The sequence below is a fragment of the Kitasatospora sp. NPDC089913 genome (genome assembly GCF_044748625.1).
Lineage (GTDB): Bacteria > Actinomycetota > Actinomycetes > Streptomycetales > Streptomycetaceae > Kitasatospora.
Genome location: NZ_JBIVGI010000005.1, coordinates 147,188 through 170,771, shown reverse-complemented (window position 1 = coordinate 170,771; position 23,584 = coordinate 147,188). Strand labels below are relative to the sequence as shown.

Below are 23,584 nucleotides of genomic sequence, written 5' to 3'. Positions count from 1 at the left end.
ACCGCCGCCGACCAGGGCAGGAGCCGACCGAGCATGGGCCAGCACCGCCGCCGTACCCCCCGTCGCCGCCGTCTCCTGGCGCCGACCCTGGTCACCACGGCCCTCTCCGTGCTCACCGTGGCGGCCGTGGTGGTGGGCACCCACAGCCTGACCCCGCGGGCCACCGCCGTCGCCTCCCCGGCCACCTCGGCCGCCGTCGCGCCGCCGGTCCCGGGCACCCCCACCGTCCCCGCCGCCGTCCCGGTCGCCGGCACCGAGCCGTCGGCCTCCGCGGAGCCGTCGGAGCCCCCGGGCCCCTCGGCGCCGGACCCGGTCACCGGGTCGGCCACGCCCACGCCCACCGCCACGCCCACGCCCACCGCCACGCCCGCGCCCACGACGGCCGCCCCCACCCCCGCCGACGGGCCGCTCGGCACCACCGCCACCGCCCCGGCCACCCCCGAGGCGGCCACCGTCGGCGCCCTGTTCACCGGCACCGTCCGCCCGGGCAACCACTTCTGCACCGCCAGCGTGCTGCACAGCGCCACCGGCAACCTGCTGCTCACCGCCGCCCACTGTCTGGACGACCCGGGCGGCGTCACCTTCGCCCCGGGCTACCGCGACGGCAGGGCCCCGTACGGCACCTGGCGGGTCACCGCCGTGCACACCACCACCGGCTGGTCCCGCGGCGGTGACCAGGACGAGGACTTCGCCGTCCTGGAGACCGCCGCGGACGACAGCGGCCGCCGGGTCGAGGACGTGGTCGGCGGCAACACCCTCGGCACCGACGAGCCGTTCGGCGCCACCGTCCGGCTCTACGGCTACCCCGCGGGGGGCGAGCAGCCCCTGCTGTGCACCAACACCACCGGCCGGCAGAGCGCCTACCAGCGGGTCGTCGACTGCCCGGACTACCCCGGCGGCACCAGCGGCGGACCCTGGATCTCCACCGCCACCGGCCACGTCGTCGGCGCCATCGGCGGCTACCAGCAGGGCGGCGACACCGACGACACCTCCTACAGCGCCTACTTCGACCACACCGTCGCCGCGCTCTACGCCGAGGCGGCGGCCGCGGCCGGCTCCTGACCGCCGTAGCGGGTCCGGTGCCGCGGTAGCGAGCGCACCCGGGCGACGGCGGCCGGAGCCACGGCCGGCCCGCAACTGCCGACCGCCCGGAACCAGGCCGCGCGCCAGGCGGCGATCCGGTCCCCCGGGATGCCGCAGCAGCGGACGTAGGTGACCAGCAGCGGTTCCGAGGGCATCCGGAGCCCGCCCAGCACGTCCGCCAGGGTGCTGCGCGGCAGCGCGCCGAAGCCGCCGGTCCGGGCCCGCTCCTGGAGTTCGCGCAGCGAGGGCTGTCCGGCCGCCAGCCGCAGCCGGTGCATCGCCTCCAGCAGATGGGCCGGCTCGTAGACCAGCTCGAGTCTTCGGGCCCGCCCGCCGGCCGCCGCCGCGCCCGGCCGCCGTTCCGCGCGCGCGGACGCCGTGCCCGTGCCGGTGGCCGCCCGTTCCCAGCGCTGCCGCGCCTCGCGGACCGAGGCCCCGCAGGCCGCCGCGTAGGCCTCGACCACCCCCAGCCGGGGCAGGGCGGAACCGCTGTCGGCCCGGGACAGGGTGGCCGGCGAACACCCCGAGCGGGCGATCCGGTCGGCCATCTGCCGGTAGGTGAGGCCGGACTCCGCGCGCAGGGCGCGCAGCCACTGGGCCAGTTCGTAGTGCGGTGCCGCCGCGGGCACCGCCTTCTTGCGTCGCGCCATTGCCGCCCTCCCCACGGCGTGCCGCCCGGTCGGCCGTCGTTCCCGGTAACGGCCGGAACCTGGTCCGACCGGTTCGGCCAGCCGACTGCGATGCGATGTCGTGAATCGCCTCGAATGACGTTCCGGGTGGTACACGTAAGGGTGCGACCACGGTAGTCATCGAGTTCTCCCAAGGTCAATCCCCTTTGCTTCTTCTTTGCGTCCCCGGATGTTGTAGAAGTTGCCACCACAGGGGCTTGTCAGGAGCGGTTGATTCAATTCGTCCGGAATCCGGTGGGACGGGTTCCGCCGTCCTGGCCTGGCTGAAGAGAGGTCCGGAGGGCGTTCCTCCGAGGCGATTGTCCGGCGCCGGAGGGATGAGTGGCCCTTGCGAAGTGCTTTACCGGTCTGTTGGCATTGGCGGCGTCCGCAGCAGTATTTCGGAACTCTCGGAGGAGACATTATGCCGCCCACGGAAAACACCGATTTCAACGTCCTGGTCGAGCTGCTCAAGGACGTCAAATCCGGACTGGAAGGACAGCCGATCACCCCGGCCGACTCGGTGGTCGAGGACCTCGGGCTGGATTCCCTGGACCTTCTCCAGCTGGCCCGGAAAATCAACCGCCGGCTCGGCGTCGACTTCGACCTGGACCACTGGAACGAGACCGCGGCCGAGCACCGCCGCACGGTCGGCTCGATCCTGGCCGCGGTCGCGGCGGCCCAGGGTGTCTGAGCGGCCCGGCGGGTCCGAGCGGCCCGGCGGCACGTCCGGCGCCGGCCGGATCGCCCTGGTGACGGGCGGCTCGCGCGGGATCGGCGCGGCCGTCGTGCACCGCCTGGCGGCCGACGGGCTGACCGTGCACCTGGTCTACCGCGAGGCCGAGGAGTCCGCCCGGAACGTCGTCGCCGCCGTCGCGGCGGCCGGCGGCCGGGCGGTCGCCCACCGCGCCGACGTCGCGGACGAGAAGCAGGTCGTCGACCTGGTCGAGCGGATCGCCGACCAGGAGGGCGCGCTGCACGTCCTGGTCAACAACGCGGCCGTGATCGACGACCGGCTGGTCGCCGCCACCCCGACCGCGCACTGGGAACGGGTGCTCCGGATCAACCTGACCGGCCCCTTCCTGACCTGCCGCGAGGTCCTCCCGCTGATGCTCGACCAGGGCTGGGGCCGGATCGTCAACATCTCGTCCAACTCCGTGCGGATCCCCGGCCCCGGCCAGAGCGCCTACGCCGCCGCCAAGGGCGGGCTGGAGGCGCTCACCCGGACGCTGGCGGTCGAGGTCGGCCGCAAGGGCATCCGGATCAACACCGTCGCCCCCGGCAAGGTGCGCACGGAGATGACCGACGCCGTCGCCGAGCGGCTCGGCTCGGACGGCGCCGGCACCCGCTGGGGCCTGCCCGAGGACATCTCCGGCCTGGTCGCCTTCCTGGCCGGCGAGGAGGCCGACTACATCCAGGGCCAGACCTTCACGGTGGACGGCGGCCGGCTGGTGATGCGGGCCGCCGCCGGGGCCCGGCCGCGCCGGGCGGGGGTGCCGGCGTGAAGTACTGGGAGGACCTGGTGGGCGCGCCCGACCACCGGTTCGGTCCGCTGGTCTTCGGCGGCGACCTGCTCGACCGCCTGCTCGACCTGATGGGCGAGAAGCACCCCGTCCACGACGACGACGCCTTCGCCCGGGCCCTCGACCGCACCCGGCGGATCGTGCCCGGTGGCTTCATCCACTCGATCACCTCAGGCTGGGTGGTCCAGCACGGCTCGCCGGCCGCGGTCGTCGGCCTGCGGACCCTGGCCTGGGACTTCGTCCGCCCGCTCTACCCCGACACCCCGTTCTGGTTCACCACCCGCACCGGCCGGTCCGTCGAGATCGACGACCGGCTCGGGCTGGTCGAGTCCACCCGGCGGGTGCACGACGACAACGACCGGACCTACGCGATCGGCCGGATGAGCGTGGTGGTGCTGCGCCGCGCCGCGGCCGTCGCGACCGCCCCGGACCCGGCCGCCCCGGGACCCGTCACCGAACCGGCGCAGGCGGCCACCGCCCCCGCCCGGACCAGCGAGAGGACAGAACGATGACCGACGGCACCACGAACAACCCGCCGGCCGCCCCGCTGCCCGGGCCGCTGGCACCCCGGCCGCTGGAGGGCCGGGTGGCCCTGGTCACCGGCGGCTCGCGCGGCATCGGCGCCGGCATCAGCCGCAAGCTCGCAGCCTGGGGCGCCACCGTCGCGATCAACTACGTCGACCGGGGCGGACCCGCGAAGGAGCTCGCGGCCGAACTCACCGAGTCCGGCGCCAAGGTGACCCTGCACCGGGCCGACCTGTCCGAGGCGACGGCCGCCGAGGAGCTGCTCGCCGAGGTCGGCGAGGCCCACGGCGGTGACCTGCACATCCTGGTCCAGAACGCGGCGGCCACCAAGTTCTCCCTGCTGGAGAACGCCACCCTCAGCCAGTGGCAGTTCGTCCAGGACACCAACGCCCGGTCCACCTGGCTGCTCGCCAAGCACGCGGTGCCGTTGATGAAGGGCCGCCCCGGCGCCCGGTTCATCACCATCACCAACTCGACCACCACCCGGATCGTGCCGCGGGCCGGCCTGCTCGGCGCCGCCAAGGCCGCCCTGGAGAACCTCACCCAGTTCCTGTCCTACGAACTGGCACCGCACGGCATCGTCACCAACTGCGTCCGCCCGGGCCTGGTGCAGACCGGGGTCTTCAGCGTCCGGCCCGACTTCAACCACGGGGTGCGGCACGAGCTCTCGGTCTCCCCGTGGGCGGACGGACGGATGACCACCCCCGAGAACAGCGCCGACGTGGTCGCCATGCTCTGCCTGGACGAGGCCGCCTGGATCGTCGGGCAGACCATCACCGTCGACGGCGGTTACGCGATCTGGGGCAACCTCAACAGTCCGCTCCGGGTCGGCGAGTGAGGACGGGAAGGAGGCCCTCGCCATGTCCGATGTGATCGTGACCGGCACCGGGGTGATCTCCCCGGCCGGTCCTGGCACCGAACCGCTCTGGTCCGCGATGGCCGCCGGCCGGTCGCTCTTCGAGCCGGCCGGGCCGCTGCCGTGGCCGGTGGCCGCGGTCGACCGCTCCGCCGTGGGGTGGCCCACCGGCAAGCAGTGGGTGGACAACCGCAAGTACGCCAACCTGGCCGCCCACTGGGCGGTCGAGGCGGCCCGGCTGGCCCTGCGGCAGGCCGGCCGCGACCCGGACGCCCCCGACGCCCCGGGCCGGGGCGACCCGGAACGCGGCGGCACCGTGATGGCCGTCGGCAGCACCGGCGACGAACTGGGCGACGTGATGCCCCGCCTCGCCGGGATGGCCCTGGACGACCCGCGTCCGCTCGCCACCCTGCTCTACGAGGAGGTGCCGGACTACTCCTACATCCGCGGCATCCCCTCCCAGCTCGGCCAGTTCGTCAACATGGCGACGGGCTTCCGGGGCTCCAACGTCGCCGCCTACGGCGAGGTGGCGGCCGGCGGCCTGGGCTCGCTGGCACTCGCGCTGCGGCTGCTGGAGAGCGGCGAACTCGACCGGGTCCTGGTGGTCGGGGTGGCCCCGCCGTCCTCCGTCACCGCGTTGCACTCCTTCGACCGGGACGAGCCGATCGGCACCGAGGCCGCCCCCGGACGCGGCCCGTTCGACGAGGAACGGGCCGGACCGCTGCTCGGCCAGGGCGCCGCCGCCGTCCTGCTGGAGCGGGCCGCCCCGGCGGACGCCCCGGCACCCCGGGCGCTGGCCCGGCTGCTCGCCTGCGAGACGGTCGTCGCCGCCGACCGGGCGAGCGCGACCGGACTGGCGGTGCGGGCGGCGCTCCGCCGGGCCGGCGCGCGGCCGGACCACTGGTGGGCGCACGGCTCGGGCTCGCCGGCCACCGACCGGGAGGAGGTCTCGGCCGTGCTGCCCCAGATCGGCGCCGTACCGGTGACCAGCAGCAAGGGCACCCTGGGTCTCGCCCTGGAGTGCTCGGCACTGATCGACACCGTGCTCGCGGTGGAGTCGCTGCGGCGGGGCCAGTTGCCACCGGTCGGACTGCTCCGCCGTCCCGACCCCCGGCTCGGCGGCCCGGACCTGGTGACCGGGCGGGCCCGTCCGGTGCCGGGGCCCGGCACCGCCCTGATCACCGGGATCGACCACGGCCGGAGCAGCGCCTCGGCCGGCGCCCTGGTGCTCGGCGGCGTCACCGCCGACCCGGGCGACCACCACGCACGTCGGGAGGAGGAGCGGTGACGGACGAGGACATCGTGATCACCGGGATGGGTGTGGTCACTCCGATCGGTGCGACGGTGGAGGACTTCTGGGAGGCCAACCTGGCCGGACGGTCGGGCGTGGTCGCCGAGGACCGGATGGACCTCGGCGGACTGCCCTGCGGCTGGGCGGCCGGCCTGATCCCCGAGGACGTCAGGAAGGAGGTGTCCGAACGCTGGGGCGCCCCGGACCGCACCTGGGGCGACACCCTGCTGCACTGCGTCGTGGACCAGGCGCTCACCGATGCGGGCATCACCGGCCCGCTCGGCGGCGACGCGGCCGGACTGGTCTGGTCCCGGGTCTGGCCGGGGCCGAGCGGCTCCTTCCCGCAGGACTACGCGGTCCACTTCCGGGAGCTCGGGCAGCGCTACCGGCGGATCGGCAACGACCCGGCCGCCGTGCTGGAGAGCCTGCGGAGCCGCCGGCTCTCGGCGGAGGCCTCGGACCACTCGGCGTTCCCGGTCGAACTGGCCGGACGCCTGGGCGTGCCGCTGATCGCCTCCCGGGTGGAGGCCACCTGCTCCGGCGGCCTGCGCTCGATCGCCGAGGCGGTCCGGCTGCTGCGGCTCGGACGGGTGGAGGTCGCCGTGGTCGCGGTCTCGGTCTCCCGCAACACCCAGTACGTGCTCTCCCAGTACGGGCAGTTGATGGCACTGTCCCGTTGGAAGGGCGATCCGGCCCTCTCGTCGATGCCGTTCGACCGGCGCCGCTCCGGCATGGTGATCAACGAATCGGCCGGGGCGCTGGTCCTGGAGACGGCGGGCCACGCCGCCCGGCGCGGCTCGGCCGGGGCGCACGCGGTGGTCGGCGGCTGGGGCCTGGCGGTGGACACCACCCACATCACCGCGCCGCAGGTCGGCATGGTCGAGCGGGTGATGCGCACCGCGATCGCCGGCTCCGGGCTGACGCCGGACGACATCGACACCGTCAACGCGCACGGCACGTCCACCAAGCTCAACGACATCACCGAGGCCCGGGCACTGCACCGGGTGTTCGGCGAGCGCACGGCGGAGCTCGACGTCTGCGCGGTGAAGTCGCTCACCGGCCACGGTTCGGCCGCGTCCGGGGTGGTGGAGACGGTGGCGGCGGCGCTCACCCTCGGGCGGGGCGTCGTGCCGCCGGTGGTGACCTGCACCGAACCGGACCCGGCCTGCGCGGTGAAGACCTCGCTCACGCCGGTGGAGCGGCCGGTGGCCACGGTGCTGAAGAACTCCTTCGGCTTCGGGGGCCAGTACGCGTCGATGGTGTTCAAGCGCCCGGCGCAGCCCCGTCGGGCGCCGGTCCGGTGAGCGGCCGGAACGCGGTGGGGGCGGTGAGGCTGCCGGTCGAGGTGGTCGAGCCGGTCGGCCGGCACCGGGCCACCGTCCTCTGGCTGCACGGTCTCGGCCAGGGACCGGAGAGTCTGGTGGAGGTGGCGGACCGGCTGGAACTGGACCGGGCGGGCATCCGCGGGGTGTTCCCGCAGGCGCCGCTGCGGCCGATCGGCCGGGTCTCCGGCGACCCGGTGCGGGCCTGGTTCGAACAGGACGTGTTCGCCCTGGAGAACCCCGGTCCGGCCTCGCTGCCGGGTGTGATCGCCATCGAACGGCGGCTGCGCGCCGTGCTCGACGAGGAGACCGCGAGGGTGGGGGCCGGGCGGACGGTCGTCGCCGGGTTCTCGCAGGGGGCGCTGATGGCGCTGGTGCTGGCGCTGCGGTACCCGCAGCGGCTGGCCGGGCTGGCGCTGTACGCGCCGTTCCTCCCGGACGAGGCCGTCCCGCTGCTGGCCTCCCGCCGGTCGGCGGTCGCGGTGGACCTGCCGGTCTGGATCGGTCACGGCGCCTTCGACTGGATCATCCCGGAGCAGAGCGGGGCGAAGGTGCGGGACGTCCTGGCGGACTGGGGCCACCCGGTGGGCTGGCAGCGCTACCGGGCCGGCCACGAGGCCTTCGGGGGAGTGAAGCGCGCGCTGCCGGACTTCCTCGAGCGCGTGCTCGGCTCCGACGGGGGCTGACGGTCGGGTCCGAACCTCGCACGGGAAGTCGGCCCGCCCGACTTCCCGTGCGAGCGGGAGCAGCGGTGCCACCGCAGCCGCGGCGATCAGGAGACTTCCGCCTCCTCGGCCGCTTCCGGTCCGGCAGGCGGCGGGTCGCCGAACACCGCGGCCATCGTGCCGAGCGCGTCGTCGACGGCGAGCAGCGCCGCCAGCATCCGCAGCTGCTCGGGGGAGCCCGCCGGGGCCGCCCCCGGCTGCCGGGGGATCCGCGCCCGGACCGCCTGGTAGGCGGGCCCCGGGCGGCGGCCGATCGCCCGCCGGACCGCCGCGCTGTTCGCGGCCACCGCCCGGTTGAGCCGGGCCACCCGGGGGTCGGACCAGAGCGCGGGATCGGCGACCGCCCCGTCCACCAGCACGCCCAGCGGGGCCCCGCAGGCGGCGACGGCGTCCAGCACGTCGGCCCGGTACGGGTGGGTGGACGGAGTGCCGCCCGGCAGCCGCCCGGCCAGTCCGAGCGCGTGCCGCTCGGCCCGCAGCGGGCGGGCCAGCAGTTCCAGCTGCGCGGCCCCGTACGTGAACCGGGCCCGCCCGCGCTCCAGGGCGGGCCGGTCGCCGCCCGCGACACCGAGCAGTTCGGTCAGCGCGGCCAGCGCGTCGGCGGTCCGTCGGCGCAGCACGTCCCGGGTGCGGAGCGGGAGGATCAGCCAGGAGGCCGCGATGCCGACGGCCGCGCCGAGGCCGATCGCCGCCAGCCGGGTGCGCAGCAGGTCGTCCGAGCTCTGCCCGAACCAGCCGTAGAGCAGCGAGAGCACGGCGGTGACGCAGGCCGCCCAGTACGCGTAGCTGAGTTCGCGCAGCCAGGTGGCGACCGCGAGGACCGCGAAGATCAGGACGACGGCGGCGTCCTCGTGCGGGCCGAAGGAGCCCGCGACGGCCGTCGCGACCACTGTGCCCGCCGCCGCGCCGACCGCCCGTTGCAGCCCCTTGAACAGCACGTCGCCCCGGCCGCGGGCGCCGCTGCAGACGATGAACGCGGTGAGCACCACCCAGGCCCAGTGGTCCGGCCAGACGGCCCGCCCGGCGACGAACGCCCCACCCACCGCGCCCGCCATCTGGAGCGCGGTCCGGGTGTGGACGCCCGGGCGCCGACGGGCCTCCGCTTCCGGCTGCGTCGGTGGCACCGGCTCCGGAGCGGGCTCCCGGACGGGCGCCGGGACCAGCCCGGTCCGGACGGCGACGGCCTGGAGGACGGCCACCCAGGCGCCGGACACGACGGCGACCAGCGCGACCCACAGCGTGTGGTCGTGGCCGGGGACCGGCCCGGCGCCGGGCGGCACGACCAGCAGCGCCACCAGCGGCAGCACCAGCAGGCTGCCGGCCCGGGTTGCCCGGGGTCCGAACCGGCGGACCCACACCGCCAGCGCCGTCCCGAGGGTGAACAGGGCGTCGGCGGCGTTCGGGTGGAGGGTCATCAGCCGCCCGACCTCGGCGGCGCCCGCGCCCGCCGCCGGGAGGACGGCGAGGCCGAGCAGCCGGTCGTACCGGTCGGCGCCGAGCTGGACCCGTGCGGCGGTGGCGGCCAGCACCACGGCCTGGACCACCACGTCGACCCGCAGGTGGGCGAAGTGCTCGATCAGCAGCGCGGAGCCGTACGAGGCCAGCATGGCGGCCGTGGTGACGGCGGTCCCGCGGAGCAGCCGGAGCCCGGGGTCGAAGCGGACGGACCGGGGGATCCGGGAGAAGTAGCTACTCATCACGTACGGATTTCTCCCTCGCCTGCTCACGCTGACCCAGGAAGTGCCGATTCTCTGCCACTCGAATGGTAAGTGTTAGCGTAGCAATATGGAGATTGATCAGCGGTGGCTCCCGGAGGCTGCGGAGATCCGCCAGGGCACCGTCCGGCTGGCCCGCCGACTGCGCTCCGAACGCGTGGGGGAGGGCCTCAGCCTCAACAAGCTGAGCGTGCTCGGGCACCTGCTCCGGCACGGCCCGATGTCCCCGGGGGAGCTGGCCGCCGCCGACCACCAGCAGCCGCAGTCGCTGACCCGGGTGTTCGCCGACTTGGAGCGGGACGGCCTGCTCCGCCGCGTCCCGGGCGAACGGGACCGTCGGCAGTCCGTGCTCCACCTCACCGCCGAGGGCCGTACCGCGCTGGCCCGCGACATGGCCGGCCGGGACGCCTGGCTGGCGGAGGCACTGGGGGACCTGTCGGAGACCGAGCGCGAAGTCCTCCGCCTCGCCGCCCGCCTGATGGACCGCCTGGCGGACGCGCCTGCGCGCCCGTGAGGCGCCACCGGGCGGCCGGGGCGCGGGATCGAAACCGGGTTCGACCGGCGGTCGGGCCCCGTGGGAAGCTCTCCGCGCACCGACCACCGTTCTCCGCCCTGGGGGCTTCCGCCACGATGCGCCGTACCACCGTCCTCGCCGCCGCCGCGACCGCAATCGCCCTGGCCGCGCTCACCGCCTGCAACGACACCGAGGACAAGAATGCGGCGGCCCCCGCCCCGGCGACCACCTCGGCCGCCGCCGTGCCCACGGCCACCGCCGCCGGGACCCCTGCCCCGGCTCCCGCCGCCCCGACGGCTGCCGCCACGCCCCCGGCCGGGGACTTCGACCCCGCGAAGGCCGTGGCGAACGCGAGCAAGGAGCCCTACGCGGTCTCCATGAGGACGACCATCGAGATCGACGGCGAGCCCTCCGGGACCGTCTCGGGCCGGATGAACCTCAACACGGTCCACACCGGGCGCACCGAGACGAAGGTCGCCGACGCCGGTGCGATCGAGACGATCCTCACCACCGACAGCGTGTACACCCGGCAGGTCCCGGCCGGGAAGTGGAGCAGGACGGCACGGCCTGCGGACATCTCGATGGGCGACTACTCGGGCTACGCCGCGCTGCTGCTGGCCCAGGGCCCGTCCGCCCGCAAGGGCGCCGAGACCCGGGACGGTGTCCCGACGCAGCACCTCTCCGGTCGCATCGACGTGGAGCAGCTCGTGACGATCGACCCGTCGTTGTACCGGAAGACGAAGGCCAAGGGCGTCACCGCCTTCGACTTCGACCTGTGGGTCGACGCCGAGGGCCGGACCCGGTACGCCGAGCAGATCCTGGCCTACCAGGGCGTCAAGAACGTCAACAAGGTGACCTTCACCGACTTCGGTCCCGTCGAGACCTTCGCCGCCCCCGCCGGTGCGGGTGCCGCCGCCGCGAGCTGACCGCCGTACCCGTGGGGCCGGACCCCGGCCCCACGGGTCGACCGGGCGTCAGGCGCGGAAAACGAATCAGGCCCAGTCCGGTGGCAACTCGCCACTGGCCTGGGCCTGTTCAGCACTTCCTGCGAAGTGCCCCCGGTAGGATTCGAACCTACGCACCCGCCTCCGGAGGGCGGTGCTCTATCCCCTGAGCTACGGGGGCTTGCTCGTTGTTGTCGTCGCGTTCGCTTCGACGTGGAGAACACTACCAGGCCCGCGCCGTGCTCCGTGCACGGGTTTCGCGGAGGTCCGGCCCGAGGCCCGGGGGGCGGGGCCGGGGCGGCCGGTCCGGGCGGAAGTGGCCAAAGGCCGGACGGGGCGGCGGGCCCGCCGATACCCTCGGTGAGGTGTCGGGAGTGTCCGGGCGGGTCCTCGTGGTGGACGACAGCGAGGTGATCCGTCAGCTGATCAGGGTCAACCTGGAGCTCGAGGGCTTCGAGGTGGTGACCGCCGCCGACGGTGCCGAGTGCCTGGAGGTGGTCCGCCAGGTGAAGCCCGACGTGGTGACGCTGGACGTGATGATGCCGAGGCTGGACGGCCTGCGGACGGCGGCCCGGCTGCGGGCGGCCCCCGGGACGCGGCTGCTGCCGATCGCGATCGTGAGCGCCTGCTCGCCGGCCGACCTCGACCTGGGGGAGTCGGTCGGGGTGGACGGCTACCTCGGCAAGCCGTTCGACCCGGCGGACCTGGTGGCGCTGGTGCGGCGGCTGATGGAGCGCGACCGGGACGGCGGGGCGGTGGACGGGTTTCGCCCTGGGCGAACAGGCCGGAGTGATCGGGCCTGAGTGATCGGGCCCGAGCGGGGTGCCCCGGTGTCTCAACCGGCAAACCGAGTGGCGAGGGCCCACCCCCTCTCGCCTACGCTTGGCGTCGTGACCCCCGCAGAGCTTTCCCAGGCAGTCCAGGCCGCAGTGAGCGCCGCCGTCGAGGCGGGCGAGCTGGCCGTCGCCGTGCCCGAGCACGTGACGATCGAGCGGCCCAAGAACAGGGACCACGGCGACTACGCGACCAATGTGGCCCTCCAGCTCGCGAAGTCGGCCGGCAAGCCGCCGCGAGCCGTCGCCGAACTGCTGGCCGAGCGCCTGCGAGGGATCACCGGCGTCACCCAGGTCGACATCGCCGGTCCGGGCTTCATGAACATCACCCTCGACGCCGCCACCCAGGGCGAGCTGGCGCGCACCATCGTCGAGGCCGGGGCCGCGTTCGGCCGCAACGAGGCGCTCAAGGGCCTCAAGATCAACCTCGAGTTCGTCTCCGCCAACCCGACCGGCCCGATCCACATCGGCGGCGTCCGCTGGGCCGCCGTCGGCGACTCGCTGGCCCGGGTGCTGCGCGCCTCCGGCGCCGACGTCACCACCGAGTACTACCTCAACGACGCCGGCGTGCAGATCTCCAAGTTCGCCAAGTCGCTCCAGGCCTCCGCCAACGGCAAGCCCGTCCCGGAGGACGGCTACGTCGGCGAGTACATCGCCGACATCGCCAAGGCGATCACCGAGGGCGTCCCGGGCGTGCTCGACCTCTCCGAGGGCGAGCAGCTGGAGGTCTTCCGCACCGAGGGCCTCAAGCTCATGGTGGCCGAGATCCAGCGCTCGATGGAGGAGTTCGGCACCCACTTCGACGTCTGGTTCTCGGAGAAGTCGCTGCACGACTCCGGCGCCGTCGAGAAGGCCATGGAGCGGCTGCGCGAGCAGGGCCACGTCTTCGAGCGGGACGGTGCGATCTGGCTGCGCACCACCGACTTCGGCGACGACAAGGACCGCGTCCTGATCAAGGCCGACGGCGAGACCACCTACTTCGCCGCCGACGCCGCGTACTACCTGTCCAAGCGGGACCGCGGCTCCGAGGTCTCGGTCTACATGCTGGGCGCGGACCACCACGGCTACGTCAACCGCCTCAAGGCCATCGCCGCCTGCGCGGGCGACGACATGGACCGCAACATCGAGGTCAAGATCGGCCAGTTCGTGAAGATGCTTCGCGACGGCGAAGAGGTCCGCATGTCCAAGCGGGCCGGCAACATCATCACCATCGACGACGTGGTCGAATGGATCGGCGTGGACGCGGCCCGCTACACCCTGGCGCGCTCCTCCACGGACTCCACCATCACGCTCGACATCAACGTGCTGACCAGCCAGACCAACGAGAACCCGGTCTTCTACGTCCAGTACGCGCACGCCCGGATGTGCTCGGTGCAGCGCAAGGCCGGCGAGCTGGGCATCACGCGCTCGGACGACTTCAAACCCGAGCTGCTCGCCACCGAGTGGGAGTCCGACCTGCTCGGCCAGCTCGGCGAGTTCCCGCGGGTGCTGGCGACGGCCGGCGAGCTGCGCGAGCCGCACCGGGTCGCGCGCTACCTGGAGGAGCTGGCGGGCAAGTACCACCGCTTCTACGACAACTGCCAGATCCTGCCGAAGGGCGACGAGGAGGTCACCGACCTCACGCACGCCCGGCTCTGGCTGGCCGACGCCACACGCACGGTCATCGCCAACGGCCTCACGCTCCTTGGCGTGACGTCGCCCGAGCGGATGTAGGCACCACCCCCATGCGCACAGCGGGGGCGGCTGACGGTCAACGGGGACCGTCGCCGCCCCTCGCCATAGGTCGAGGAAACCGAGGACATGTCTCGCTCCGCACATCCCGCAGGCCCCCGGCACGGTGACGTACTGCCCGAGGGTCACTACCAGGCACCGCCGGCCGACCTGAACGCGCTCGACCCCAAGGTCTGGCCGGAGACCGTCGCGCGCGGCGCCGACGGCGTGGTCACCGTCGGCGGCCTCGACGTGAACCGTGTCGCCGCCGAGTTCGGCACCCCGGCCTACGTCATGGACGAGGCCGACTTCCGTTCCCGGGCGCGCGCCTGGCGGGACGCCTTCGGCGCCGACGCGGACGTCTACTACGCCGGCAAGGCCTTCCTCTCCAAGGCGGTCGTGCGCTGGCTGCACGAGGAGGGCCTCAACCTCGACGTGTGCAGCCCCGGCGAACTCGCCGTCGCGCTGGCCGCCGGGATGCCGCCGGAGCGGATCGCGCTGCACGGCAACAACAAGTCGGTGGACGAGCTCGAGCAGGCGGTGAAGACCGGTGTCGGGCACATCGTGGTCGACTCCTACGAGGAGATCGAGCGCCTGGCGGCCGTGGCCGGACGCCAGGGTGTCCGCCAGCCGGTGCTGATCCGGGTCACCGTGGGCGTGGAGGCGCACACCCACGAGTTCATCGCCACCGCGCACGAGGACCAGAAGTTCGGCCTCTCGCTGACCGGGGGAGCGGCCGCGGAGGCCGTCCGCCGGGTGCTGGCACACCCCGGGAGCCTCGAACTCCGCGGCATCCACTCCCACATCGGCTCGCAGATCTTCGACACCGCCGGGTTCGAGGTGGCCGCCCGCCGGGTGGTCGGCCTGCTGGCGTCGATCCGCGACGAGCACGGCGTCGAGCTGCCCGAGATCGACCTCGGCGGCGGCCTCGGCATCGCCTACACCAGCGAGGACGACCCGCGCGAGCCGGCCGCGATCGCGGCCGCGCTGGCCGAGATCGTCCGCCGCGAGTGCGCCGCCGCGAACCTGACCGCCCCCCGGCTGAGCGTGGAGCCGGGCCGGGCGATCGTCGGCCCGACCGCGTTCACGCTGTACGAGGTCGGCACCGTCAAGCCGCTCGAGGGTCTGCGGACCTATGTCAGCGTGGACGGCGGGATGTCCGACAACATCCGCACCGCGCTCTACGACGCCGAGTACACGGTGGCCCTCGTGTCGCGCACCAGTGACGCCGGGCCGATGCTGGTCCGGGTGGTCGGCAAGCACTGCGAGTCCGGCGACATCGTCGTGCGGGACGCCTTCCTGCCGGCCGACCTGGCCCCCGGCGACCTGATCGCGGTGCCCGCCACCGGCGCCTACTGCCGCTCGATGGCGAGCAACTACAACCACGCCCTGAAGCCTCCGGTGCTCGCCGTCCGGGACGGTGCGGCCCGGGTGATCGTCCGGCGCGAGACGGAGGAGGATCTCCTGCGTCTCGATATCGGATGACGAAATCCTTGTCTCAGATCATGGAACGACCGTAGATCCGTACGGAAAGTCCCGGAGACTGGTACGGACCGAAAGTCCGGCGGGACACCGAAATGCCCGCCGGAACGACCGAAGAACGACGAATGCAGAGCGGAGTCGGATGATGCGTACGCGGCCGCTGAAGGTGGCGTTGCTGGGCTGTGGTGTGGTGGGCTCCGAGGTGGCGCGCATCATGACGACAGACGCCGCCGACCTCGCCGCGCGCATCGGCGCGCCGGTCGAGCTCGCCGGCATCGCGGTCCGGCGCCAGGGGCGGGTCCGTCCGGGCGTGCCCGAGCACCTGCTCACCACCGATGCCGAGGCCCTGGTCAACCGGGGCGACATCGACGTGGTGGTCGAGGTGGTGGGCGGCATCGAGCCGTCCAAGAACCTCATCCTGACGGCGTTCGCGCGGGGCGCCTCGGTGGTCAGCGCCAACAAGGCGCTGCTCGCCCAGGACGGCACCGAGCTGCACGCGGCCGCCGCCGCGGCCGGTGTCGACCTCTACTACGAGGCGGCGGTGGCGGGCGCGATCCCGCTGCTGCGCCCGCTGCGCGAGTCGCTGGCCGGTGACCGGGTGAACCGGGTGCTGGGCATCGTCAACGGCACCACCAACTTCATCCTGGACAAGATGGACACCACCGGCGCCGGGTACTCGGAGGCGCTGGAGGAGGCCACCGCGCTCGGGTACGCCGAGGCCGACCCGACGGCCGACGTGGAGGGCTTCGACGCCGCCGCCAAGGCCGCGATCCTGGCCGGCATCGCCTTCCACACCGAGGTGACCGCCGCGGACGTGTACCGCGAGGGCATCACCGAGGTGACCGCGGCCGACATCGCCTCCGCCAAGGCGATGGGCTGCGTGGTCAAACTGCTGGCGATCTGCGAGCGGGCCGCCGACGGCGAGTCGGTGACCGCGCGGGTCCACCCGGCGATGATCCCGCTGTCCCACCCGCTGGCCTCGGTCCGCGAGGCGTACAACGCGGTGTTCGTGGAGGCCGAGGCGGCCGGCCGGCTGATGTTCTACGGCCCGGGCGCGGGCGGCGCGCCGACCGCCTCGGCGGTCCTCGGCGACCTCGTGGCGGTCTGCCGCAACAAGCTCGCCGGCGCCACCGGCCCCGGTGACTCGGTGTACACCCAGCTGCCGGCCAAGCCGATGGACGAGGTCGTCACCCGCTACCACGTCAGCCTGGACGTCGACGACCGCGCGGGGGTGCTCGCCCAGGTCGCCTCCGTCTTCGCCGAGCACGGCGTCTCCATCGACACCGTGCGCCAGCAGGGCCGCGACGGCGACGCCTCGCTCGTCGTGGTCACCCACCGTGCGACCGACGCCGCGCTGTCGGCGACGGTCGACAAGCTCCGCGCACTCGACAGCGTGCGCGACGTGGCCAGCACCATGCGGGTCGAAGGGGAATAGGAACAGATGATGAGCAGCGTTGCCGAGAACGCCGCCAGAGGCACCCACACCCACCAGTGGCGGGGTCTGATCGAGGAGTACCGGGACCGCCTGCCGGTCAGCGCGGCGACCCCCGTGGTCACCCTGCTGGAGGGCGGCACCCCGTTGGTCCCCGCCCAGGTGCTGTCCGAGCGCACCGGCTGCGAGGTCTACCTCAAGGTCGAGGGCGCCAACCCGACCGGGTCCTTCAAGGACCGCGGCATGACGATGGCCATCTCCAAGGCGAAGGAGGACGGCGCCCAGGCCGTCATCTGCGCCTCCACCGGCAACACCTCCGCCTCCGCCGCCGCCTACGCGGTGCGGGCCGGGATGGTGTCGGCGGTCCTGGTCCCGCAGGGCAAGATCGCCCTCGGCAAGATGGGCCAGGCGCTGGTGCACGGCGCGAAGATCCTCCAGGTGGACGGGAACTTCGACGACTGCCTCACCCTTGCGCGTGAACTGTCCGAGAAGTACCCGGTGGCGCTGGTCAACTCGGTGAACCCGGTCCGGATCGAGGGCCAGAAGACCGCCGCCTTCGAGATCGTCGACATGCTCGGCGACGCACCGGACATCCACGTCCTGCCGGTCGGCAACGCGGGCAACATCACCGCGTACTGGAAGGGCTACCGCGAGTACGCGACGGACGGCCTGGCCTCCCGCACCCCGCGGATGTGGGGCTTCCAGGCCTCCGGCTCGGCCCCGATCGTGGACGGCGCCCCGGTGCTCAAGCCGCAGACCATCGCCACCGCGATCCGGATCGGCAACCCGGCGTCCTGGGACTTCGCGCTCGCCGCGCGGGACGAATCGGGCGGCCTCATCGACAAGGTGACGGATCGTCAGATTCTGTCCGCGTACCGGCTGTTGGCCTCCCAGGAGGGTGTCTTCGTGGAGCCCGCCTCGGCCGCCTCGGTGGCCGGCCTGCTGGCCAAGGCGGAGGCCGGTCTGGTCGACCCGGGCCAGCGGATCGTCTGCACCGTGACCGGCAACGGTCTCAAGGACCCGGACTGGGCGGTGGCCGGCGCGCCGCAGCCCCGGATCGTCCCGATCGACCCCGAGGCCGCCGCCCGGCAGCTGGGCCTGCTCGACTGACGGAACGTCCGGCGGAACGCCGCGCGGACGACGGGAGGGTGAACATCCCCCCACCCCGGGCCGACCCTTTCGGGGGTCGGCCCGGTCCCGTTCTCGACTGACTCTTTTGTGTCAATTCAGTGCTGGATTCGGATCCGATTCCGGCATGAATTCCGGCCAGAACCGGCAACACACCAGATCGAAGGCCCACGGGGTGTACCGCTGTGGAACCTGTCTTCGATACTCTGGGTGCGGCCGTGTGGCACATGCCCCGGGTCCGACCCCCTTCCGGGCCGCACCACCGAATGTGACCGCCCGCCCCGGCCGGGGCCCCGCGGCCCGCTCCCCACCCTCGCACCGACGCGCTTCGCGCCGCCCGATTTCCCCAGGAGAGTCCACCGCATGGCCGGTCCTGCGTTCCGTGCCGCCGCCGTCCGGGTCCGGGTCCCCGCGACCAGCGCCAACCTCGGTCCGGGGTTCGACGCCTTCGGACTCGCCCTGGGCCTGTACGACGACGTGGTCGTCCGGGTCGCCGACTCCGGGCTCTCCGTCGACATCGCGGGCGAGGGCGCCGAGACGCTTCCCCGCGACGAGCGCCACCTGCTGGTCCGCTCCATGCGTGCCGCCTTCGACCTGCTCGGCGGCCAGCCGCGCGGCCTCGAGGTGGTCTGCGCCAACCGCATACCGCACGGTCGCGGCCTGGGCTCCTCGTCCGCCGCGATCTGCGCCGGCATCGTCGCCGCCCGCGCCGTCACCATCGGCGGCCCGTCCGCCCTGGACGAGGACGGACTGCTGGCGCTCGCCTCGGAGCTCGAGGGCCACCCGGACAACGTCGCGGCCTGCCTGCGCGGCAACTTCACCGTGGCGTGGACCGAGGAGGACCGGGCCCGGGCGATCGCCCTGGAGCCCTCCGCCGAGGTCGTTCCGGTGGTGTTCGTCCCGGCCACCGAGGTGCTCACCGAGACCGCCCGCGGACTGCTGCCGAAGACCGTGCCGCTGGCCGACGCCGCCGCCAACGCCGGCCGGTCCGCGCTGCTGGTCGAGGCGCTGACCCGGCGTCCCGACCTGCTGCTCGCCGCCACCGAGGACCGGATCCACCAGGACTACCGGGCCTCCGCGATGCCGGACAGCGCCGCGCTGGTGGCCGCGCTGCGGGCCGAGAACGTGCCCGCGGTGATCTCCGGTGCCGGTCCGACCGTGCTCGCGCTCACCGACGAGGCGGGCGTGCAGAAGGTCCTGGACTTCGCGGCCGACCACGGCGGCGGCGGACCGGCGTTCGCCGCCCACCGGCTCGAACTCGACCGGACCGGAGCCTCGGTGCTCCCGCTCGACGTCTGAAACACCCCGTCCGCGACGGTCCGGCCCGGTGCACCGCCACCGGGCCGTCCGGACACGATTGGCAACCGCAAGGCTGGGGAATGTCTGAGGGGGTCGGTAGTGTTAACCTCATTGCTGCACCAGGTGCCCTCCGGGGCTCGGTGCGCCGCGTCCCGATCCCAGCACTCCGCGTCAGCGGAGTCCCGGCGATACACGGGGCGACGATTCTCCGGGAGCCCACCGCAGCGCGTACGCAGCCTGCCTGCGCGACTTGCGGCCGCATCCCGAAGCCGTGACGGCACCTGACTCCCACCCGCGGCCTCCCACCTGGAGGAACAGGACGGGCGGAGCGCGGGCCACCGTCACGCGACGGGGGCCCGGGATTCGCAGGCAGCGTGGGGGCAGCTCCCGGCCGGCGGCCGGGGGGAGGGTCGGCACACGACCGTCCCGCCACGCCACTCAGCACCACCGTGCTTCTAGCACCGCACCTCGCAGCTCTCCCCCGACCGGCACCGCCGTCCGGGGGAACACCGCCTCGGACCGACGCAGTCGAGCGTTGGTCAGGACAGCACAACCGGTCGCCGAGCCAGACAGGCCGACGTCCGCTCCAGGGAAGGACCCTTAGTGAGCGACACCACCGATCTGATGGGCGCGCGCCCGGACGCCGAGGCGTCGGACGCCGCCGCCCCCGCGGCCCCGGCGCGGCGCCGCCGCAGCGCTGCCGCCGGCCTGGACGGCATGGTCCTGGCTGAGCTGCAGAAGCTCGCCGGTGACCTGGGCATCACCGGTACCGGGCGCATGCGCAAGAGCCAGCTGATCGAGACCATCAAGGAGAAGAGCGGGGGCGATCCGCTGCTCGCCGGCGCCACCGCCGCTCCGGCCGCCAAGCGCGCGGCCAAGGCCGAGACCGCCGAGCCGGCCGAGAAGCCCGCCCGCCGGACCAGCAAGGCCGCCGCCGCCCGGGCCGAGGCCCCGGCCGCCGCCGAGGCGCAGGCCCAGATCGAGATCCCGGTCCAGGCCGCCGCCGAGACCGCCGCGCCGGCCCGGGCCGAGCGCACCCGCCGCCGGGCGACCTCGGCCGCCGGTGCCCCGACCGCCGAGGCCACCGAGGCGCCCGCCGCCGTGGCGACCGAGGCCAAGCAGGCCGAGGCCCGCCCCGAGGGTGCCCGCGCCCCCGAGGGCCGCGAGGAGGGTCGCGCCGAGACCCGCCGCGACCGCCGGGACCGCCGCGACCGTCGCGAGGGCGGCGAGCGCGAGGGCCGCCAGGAGACCGCCGAGGCCCCGGCCGGCCAGGACGGCGAGGGGCGCGAGTCGCGCCGCGACCGGCGCAACCGCCGGGACCGGGCCGACCGCCCCGACCGTGCGGACCGCACCGACCGCCAGGGCGGCCAGCAGGGCGCCCAGGGCGAGGGCCAGCAGGGCCGCCAGCCCGCCGCCCAGCAGGCCCAGCCGCAGGCGCAGGTGCAGCAGGGCGGTTTCGACGACGACGAGTTCGGCGACGGCCGGCGCGGTCGCCGCGGCCGCTACCGCGACCGCCGGGGCCGGGGCAGCCGCCGCGAGGGCTTCGAGGCCGGTGTCGTCGAGCCGCAGATCGGCGAGGACGACGTCCTGATCCCGGTCGCGGGCATCCTGGACATCCTCGACAACTACGCGTTCGTCCGCACCTCCGGCTACCTGCCGGGCCAGAACGACGTCTACGTCTCGCTCGCCCAGGTCCGCAAGAACGGCCTGCGCAAGGGTGACGCCATCACCGGTGCGGTGCGCCAGCCCAAGGACGGCGAGCGCCGCGAGAAGTTCAACGCCATGGTGCGGCTGGACTCCGTCAACGGCATGGACCCGGAGAGCGGCCGCGGCCGTCCCGAGTTCAACAAGCTGACCCCGCTGTACCCGCAGGAGCGGCTGCGGCTGGAGACCGACCCGGGCATCCTGACCACCCGGATCATCGACCTGGTCTCGCCGATCGGCAAGGGCCAGCGCGGTCTGATCGTCGCGCCGCCGAAGACCGGTAAGACCATGGTGCTGCAGGCGGTCGCCAACGCGATCACCCACAACAACCCCGAGTGCCACCTGATGGTCGTCCTGGTCGACGAGCGTCCGGAAGAGGTCACCGACATGCAGCGGTCGGTGAAGGGCGAGGTCATCTCCTCGACCTTCGACCGCCCGGCCGAGGACCACACCACCGTCGCCGAGCTGGCCATCGAGCGCGCCAAGCGCCTGGTGGAGCTGGGCCACGACGTGGTCATCCTGCTGGACTCGATCACCCGTCTGGGCCGTGCCTACAACCTGGCGGCGCCGGCCTCCGGCCGCATCCTGTCCGGTGGTGTCGACTCGACCGCGCTGTACCCGCCGAAGAAGTTCTTCGGTGCCGCGCGCAACATCGAGAACGGCGGCTCGCTGACCATCCTGGCCACCGCGCTGGTCGAGACCGGCTCGCGGATGGACGAGGTGATCTTCGAGGAGTTCAAGGGCACCGGCAACATGGAGCTCAAGCTCGACCGGAAGCTCTCGGACAAGCGCATCTTCCCGGCCGTCGACGTGGACGCCTCCAGCACCCGCAAGGAGGAGATCCTGCTCGGCGGCGAGGAGCTCGCCATCGTCTGGAAGCTGCGCCGGGTGCTGCACGCGCTCGACTCGCAGCAGGCGATCGAGCTGCTGCTGGACAAGATGAAGCAGACCAAGAGCAACGCCGAGTTCCTGATGCAGATCGCCAAGACGACCCCCGGGTCCGGCGACTGACCTTCCTCGGTACACGGACGAGCCCCGGCCCGCGCGAGCGGCCCGGGGCTCGCCGGGTTCCGGACCGGTGTTTGTTCCAGACTTGGGACAGTCTGGACTCTTTCAAGCATCTTGTCCGATTTATTCTGGACCGTATGGCCGAACACAAGAGGGTCCCGAGCCGCCGCCGCAGGATCCTGCGCGCGGCCGCCTGCGGGTCCGTCGCGCTCGTCGTCCTCGGCGCCGGGGCCGCCGGGTACGCGTACCTGCGGCTGGACGGCAACATCAGGAGCGTCGACATCGACGGCGGGCTCGGCACCTCCCGCCCGCCCACGGCCACCGACGGCTCGTTCAACCTGCTGGTCCTGGGCTCGGACTCGCGGGCCGGCGGCAACGCGGACCTGGCCGGCGGCGACACCGGCGGCACCGCCCGCTCGGACACCGCGATGGTGCTGCACGTCAACCAGGACCACTCGCGCGCCGACGTGGTCTCCATACCGCGCGACACCCTCGTCCCGCGGCCCGAGTGCACCGACCGGCAGGGCCGGACGGTGCCCGCCGCCAAGCGCGCGATGTTCAACAGTGCCTACGAGGCCGGCGGCGCGACCTGCGCGGTCAAGACCGTCGAGCAGCTCAGCGGGCTGCGGATGGACCACTACGTCGAGGTGGACTTCGCCGGCTTCGCCCGGCTCGTGGACGCGGTGGGCGGCGCCACCGTGACCACCACGGTGGCCATCCACGACAAGGACAGCGGCCTGGACCTCCAGCCCGGCGAGCACCACCTCGACGGCAAGCAGGCACTCGCCTTCGTCCGCACCCGGCACGGCGTGGGGGACGGCAGCGACCTCGGCCGGATCGAGCTGCAGAAGCAGATGGTGCGCTCGCTGCTCAAGCAGGCCGGCGGCGTGGGGCTGATGACCAACCCGGTGAAGCTCTGGTCGGTCGGCGACACCCTGACCCGCTCGATCACCACCGACTCCGCGCTCGCCTCGGTGAACGCCCTGGTCGGCCTGGCCGAGCAGCTCAAGGGGATCGGTCCGGACCAGCTCGGCATGGTCACCCTGCCGGTCACGGCCGCCCCCGGCGACCCGGACCGGGTGGTCGAGCTCCAGCCGCAGGCCGACCAGCTCTGGGCGGCCCTGAAGGCCGACCGGCCGGTCCCCGAGGCCGTGGCCGCCGCCCAGCCGTCGAACCCCGCCCAGGCCACCCCCACGGCCCCGGCGAAGGCACCCGCGGCAGGCGCGTCGAAGGCGCCCGGGAGCGGCACGTCGAAGGCGCCCACGGCCGGCACGTCGAAGGCGCCCGCGACCGCCCCCGCCCGGCACGGCTGAGTCCCGGCCGGCCCCCGGAGGAGTCCGGAATATCCCGGAGCGCCCCCCGGTTTGGGAAGAAGCGGCCGGTCCTGGCAGACTGGTCCGTCGGTCCCGGTTCACGAGCGGCGTCCCCGCCGCCGACCCGGTGCCCTCCCGAACACTAGGAGAATCCCTTGAAGCCCAACGCCCACCCCGAGTACGTGGTCACCCACGTGACCTGCACCTGCGGTGCCGAGTTCACCACTCGCTCGACCGAGACCAGCGGCGTGATCCGCGCCGAGGTCTGCTCGCAGTGCCACCCGTTCTACACCGGCAAGCAGAAGATCCTCGACACCGGTGGCCGCGTGGCCCGCTTCGAGGCCCGCTTCGGCAAGCAGCACAGCGCGAAGGCCTAGCGCTCCCTCGGCGCCGGTTCCCGGTGCCCCCGTACTCGTTCCGGGGGCATGGGGGACCGGCGCCGTTCGCGTCCCCCCGCACCGTCCGCGCTCCGCGGTCCCCCTCAGCTCCACCCACCGATCCCCGGGAAG

General features: G+C 73.7%; 21 protein-coding genes and 1 tRNA gene. 19 read left to right on the top strand and 3 right to left on the bottom strand.

Annotation, left to right across the window (positions count from 1 at the left end):
• The first annotated feature begins 33 nt into the window (after nucleotides 1-33).
• Nucleotides 34-1,062, top strand: coding sequence for a serine protease (locus ACIPYS_RS10545; protein WP_093860534.1), 1,029 nt, complete (start codon nucleotides 34-36; stop codon nucleotides 1,060-1,062).
• Here ACIPYS_RS10545 and ACIPYS_RS10540 read toward each other — a convergent pair.
• Nucleotides 1,029-1,733 (bottom strand): helix-turn-helix domain-containing protein, encoded by a 705-nt coding sequence (locus ACIPYS_RS10540; protein WP_400745305.1) that lies wholly within the window; start codon nucleotides 1,731-1,733, stop codon nucleotides 1,029-1,031. The genes ACIPYS_RS10545 and ACIPYS_RS10540 overlap by 34 nt on opposite strands.
• 442 nt (nucleotides 1,734-2,175) lie before the next feature.
• On the opposite strand from ACIPYS_RS10540, the gene ACIPYS_RS10535 reads away from it, so the two are divergent.
• From ACIPYS_RS10535 to ACIPYS_RS10505, 7 genes are read left to right on the top strand one after another with little or no spacing between them, the layout of a single operon-like run.
• Entirely contained in the window at nucleotides 2,176-2,445 is a 270-nt protein-coding gene (locus ACIPYS_RS10535) for a phosphopantetheine-binding protein (protein ID WP_159424894.1), read from the top strand.
• The gene (locus ACIPYS_RS10530) at nucleotides 2,438-3,256 is read left to right on the top strand and encodes an SDR family NAD(P)-dependent oxidoreductase (RefSeq protein WP_400745302.1); all 819 of its coding nucleotides are present in this window, start codon (nucleotides 2,438-2,440) and stop codon (nucleotides 3,254-3,256) included. Before ACIPYS_RS10535 ends, ACIPYS_RS10530 begins: the two co-directional genes overlap by 8 nt.
• Nucleotides 3,253-3,786: a hypothetical protein gene (locus tag ACIPYS_RS10525; RefSeq protein WP_400745300.1), complete on the top strand. Its 534-nt coding sequence runs from the start codon at nucleotides 3,253-3,255 to the stop codon at nucleotides 3,784-3,786. Before ACIPYS_RS10530 ends, ACIPYS_RS10525 begins: the two co-directional genes overlap by 4 nt.
• Nucleotides 3,783-4,637 (top strand): SDR family NAD(P)-dependent oxidoreductase, encoded by an 855-nt coding sequence (locus tag ACIPYS_RS10520; protein WP_093860530.1) that lies wholly within the window; start codon nucleotides 3,783-3,785, stop codon nucleotides 4,635-4,637. The genes ACIPYS_RS10525 and ACIPYS_RS10520 overlap by 4 nt, the downstream gene beginning before the upstream one ends.
• A gap of 22 nt (nucleotides 4,638-4,659) precedes the next feature.
• Nucleotides 4,660-5,943 (top strand): beta-ketoacyl synthase N-terminal-like domain-containing protein, encoded by a 1,284-nt coding sequence (locus ACIPYS_RS10515; RefSeq protein ID WP_093860529.1) that lies wholly within the window; start codon nucleotides 4,660-4,662, stop codon nucleotides 5,941-5,943.
• Complete coding sequence (locus ACIPYS_RS10510; protein ID WP_093860528.1) at nucleotides 5,940-7,250, top strand: beta-ketoacyl synthase; 1,311 nt, start codon at nucleotides 5,940-5,942, stop codon at nucleotides 7,248-7,250. Before ACIPYS_RS10515 ends, ACIPYS_RS10510 begins: the two co-directional genes overlap by 4 nt.
• A gap of 23 nt (nucleotides 7,251-7,273) precedes the next feature.
• Nucleotides 7,274-7,954: an alpha/beta hydrolase gene (locus tag ACIPYS_RS10505; protein WP_400745297.1), complete on the top strand. Its 681-nt coding sequence runs from the start codon at nucleotides 7,274-7,276 to the stop codon at nucleotides 7,952-7,954.
• Between the two features lie 86 nt (nucleotides 7,955-8,040).
• Here the strand turns inward: ACIPYS_RS10505 and ACIPYS_RS10500 are convergent, their stop codons facing one another.
• Entirely contained in the window at nucleotides 8,041-9,690 is a 1,650-nt protein-coding gene (locus tag ACIPYS_RS10500; RefSeq protein ID WP_400745468.1) for an FUSC family protein, read from the bottom strand.
• An 88-nt stretch (nucleotides 9,691-9,778) separates the two neighbouring features.
• Between ACIPYS_RS10500 and ACIPYS_RS10495 the strand changes: the two genes are divergently transcribed.
• The gene (locus ACIPYS_RS10495) at nucleotides 9,779-10,222 is read left to right on the top strand and encodes a MarR family winged helix-turn-helix transcriptional regulator (protein WP_093860526.1); all 444 of its coding nucleotides are present in this window, start codon (nucleotides 9,779-9,781) and stop codon (nucleotides 10,220-10,222) included.
• A 116-nt stretch (nucleotides 10,223-10,338) separates the two neighbouring features.
• Nucleotides 10,339-11,148 (top strand): LppX_LprAFG lipoprotein, encoded by an 810-nt coding sequence (locus ACIPYS_RS10490; protein WP_400745295.1) that lies wholly within the window; start codon nucleotides 10,339-10,341, stop codon nucleotides 11,146-11,148.
• Between the two features lie 127 nt (nucleotides 11,149-11,275).
• Here ACIPYS_RS10490 and ACIPYS_RS10485 read toward each other — a convergent pair.
• Nucleotides 11,276-11,347, bottom strand: a tRNA-Arg gene (locus ACIPYS_RS10485).
• 184 nt (nucleotides 11,348-11,531) lie between these two features.
• Here ACIPYS_RS10485 and ACIPYS_RS10480 point away from each other — a divergent pair.
• The 9 genes from ACIPYS_RS10480 to rpmE all read left to right on the top strand — a co-directional run bounded on the left by ACIPYS_RS10480 (nucleotide 11,532) and on the right by rpmE (nucleotide 23,452).
• Nucleotides 11,532-11,969, top strand: a complete 438-nt coding sequence (locus ACIPYS_RS10480; RefSeq protein WP_093860524.1) for a response regulator — start codon at nucleotides 11,532-11,534, stop codon at nucleotides 11,967-11,969.
• Nucleotides 11,970-12,056: 87 nt separating this feature from the next.
• Complete coding sequence (argS, locus tag ACIPYS_RS10475) at nucleotides 12,057-13,712, top strand: arginine--tRNA ligase (RefSeq protein WP_400745294.1); 1,656 nt, start codon at nucleotides 12,057-12,059, stop codon at nucleotides 13,710-13,712.
• An 87-nt stretch (nucleotides 13,713-13,799) separates the two neighbouring features.
• The gene (gene lysA, locus ACIPYS_RS10470; RefSeq protein ID WP_093860522.1) at nucleotides 13,800-15,194 is read left to right on the top strand and encodes a diaminopimelate decarboxylase; all 1,395 of its coding nucleotides are present in this window, start codon (nucleotides 13,800-13,802) and stop codon (nucleotides 15,192-15,194) included.
• Between the two features lie 139 nt (nucleotides 15,195-15,333).
• On the top strand, nucleotides 15,334-16,626 hold the full coding sequence (locus ACIPYS_RS10465; RefSeq protein WP_093860521.1) for a homoserine dehydrogenase: 1,293 nt from the start codon (nucleotides 15,334-15,336) through the stop codon (nucleotides 16,624-16,626).
• Between the two features lie 9 nt (nucleotides 16,627-16,635).
• Nucleotides 16,636-17,733 (top strand): threonine synthase, encoded by a 1,098-nt coding sequence (gene thrC, locus ACIPYS_RS10460; protein WP_093860520.1) that lies wholly within the window; start codon nucleotides 16,636-16,638, stop codon nucleotides 17,731-17,733.
• Between the two features lie 381 nt (nucleotides 17,734-18,114).
• Nucleotides 18,115-19,050: a homoserine kinase gene (gene thrB / locus ACIPYS_RS10455; protein ID WP_093860519.1), complete on the top strand. Its 936-nt coding sequence runs from the start codon at nucleotides 18,115-18,117 to the stop codon at nucleotides 19,048-19,050.
• A 603-nt stretch (nucleotides 19,051-19,653) separates the two neighbouring features.
• Nucleotides 19,654-21,765 (top strand): transcription termination factor Rho, encoded by a 2,112-nt coding sequence (gene rho, locus ACIPYS_RS10450; RefSeq protein ID WP_093860518.1) that lies wholly within the window; start codon nucleotides 19,654-19,656, stop codon nucleotides 21,763-21,765.
• A 134-nt stretch (nucleotides 21,766-21,899) separates the two neighbouring features.
• Complete coding sequence (locus tag ACIPYS_RS10445; RefSeq protein WP_400745290.1) at nucleotides 21,900-23,075, top strand: LCP family protein; 1,176 nt, start codon at nucleotides 21,900-21,902, stop codon at nucleotides 23,073-23,075.
• A gap of 155 nt (nucleotides 23,076-23,230) precedes the next feature.
• Nucleotides 23,231-23,452, top strand: coding sequence for a 50S ribosomal protein L31 (gene rpmE, locus ACIPYS_RS10440; protein ID WP_093860516.1), 222 nt, complete (start codon nucleotides 23,231-23,233; stop codon nucleotides 23,450-23,452).
• Nucleotides 23,453-23,584 lie beyond the last annotated feature (132 nt).

Bases quoted from the DNA above. Each gene is read 5' to 3' on its own strand.
- ACIPYS_RS10545 (WP_093860534.1), top strand. From the start codon at position 34: ATGGGCCAGCACCGCCGCCGTACCCCCCGTCGCCGCCGTCTCCTGGCG.
- ACIPYS_RS10540 (WP_400745305.1), bottom strand. From the start codon at position 1,733: ATGGCGCGACGCAAGAAGGCGGTGCCCGCGGCGGCACCGCACTACGAA.
- ACIPYS_RS10535 (WP_159424894.1), top strand. From the start codon at position 2,176: ATGCCGCCCACGGAAAACACCGATTTCAACGTCCTGGTCGAGCTGCTC.
- ACIPYS_RS10520 (WP_093860530.1), top strand. From the start codon at position 3,783: ATGACCGACGGCACCACGAACAACCCGCCGGCCGCCCCGCTGCCCGGG.
- ACIPYS_RS10515 (WP_093860529.1), top strand. From the start codon at position 4,660: ATGTCCGATGTGATCGTGACCGGCACCGGGGTGATCTCCCCGGCCGGT.
- ACIPYS_RS10500 (WP_400745468.1), bottom strand. From the start codon at position 9,690: ATGAGTAGCTACTTCTCCCGGATCCCCCGGTCCGTCCGCTTCGACCCC.
- ACIPYS_RS10495 (WP_093860526.1), top strand. From the start codon at position 9,779: ATGGAGATTGATCAGCGGTGGCTCCCGGAGGCTGCGGAGATCCGCCAG.
- ACIPYS_RS10490 (WP_400745295.1), top strand. From the start codon at position 10,339: ATGCGCCGTACCACCGTCCTCGCCGCCGCCGCGACCGCAATCGCCCTG.
- lysA (WP_093860522.1), top strand. From the start codon at position 13,800: ATGTCTCGCTCCGCACATCCCGCAGGCCCCCGGCACGGTGACGTACTG.
- ACIPYS_RS10465 (WP_093860521.1), top strand. From the start codon at position 15,334: ATGATGCGTACGCGGCCGCTGAAGGTGGCGTTGCTGGGCTGTGGTGTG.
- thrC (WP_093860520.1), top strand. From the start codon at position 16,636: ATGAGCAGCGTTGCCGAGAACGCCGCCAGAGGCACCCACACCCACCAG.
- thrB (WP_093860519.1), top strand. From the start codon at position 18,115: ATGGCCGGTCCTGCGTTCCGTGCCGCCGCCGTCCGGGTCCGGGTCCCC.
- ACIPYS_RS10445 (WP_400745290.1), top strand. From the start codon at position 21,900: ATGGCCGAACACAAGAGGGTCCCGAGCCGCCGCCGCAGGATCCTGCGC.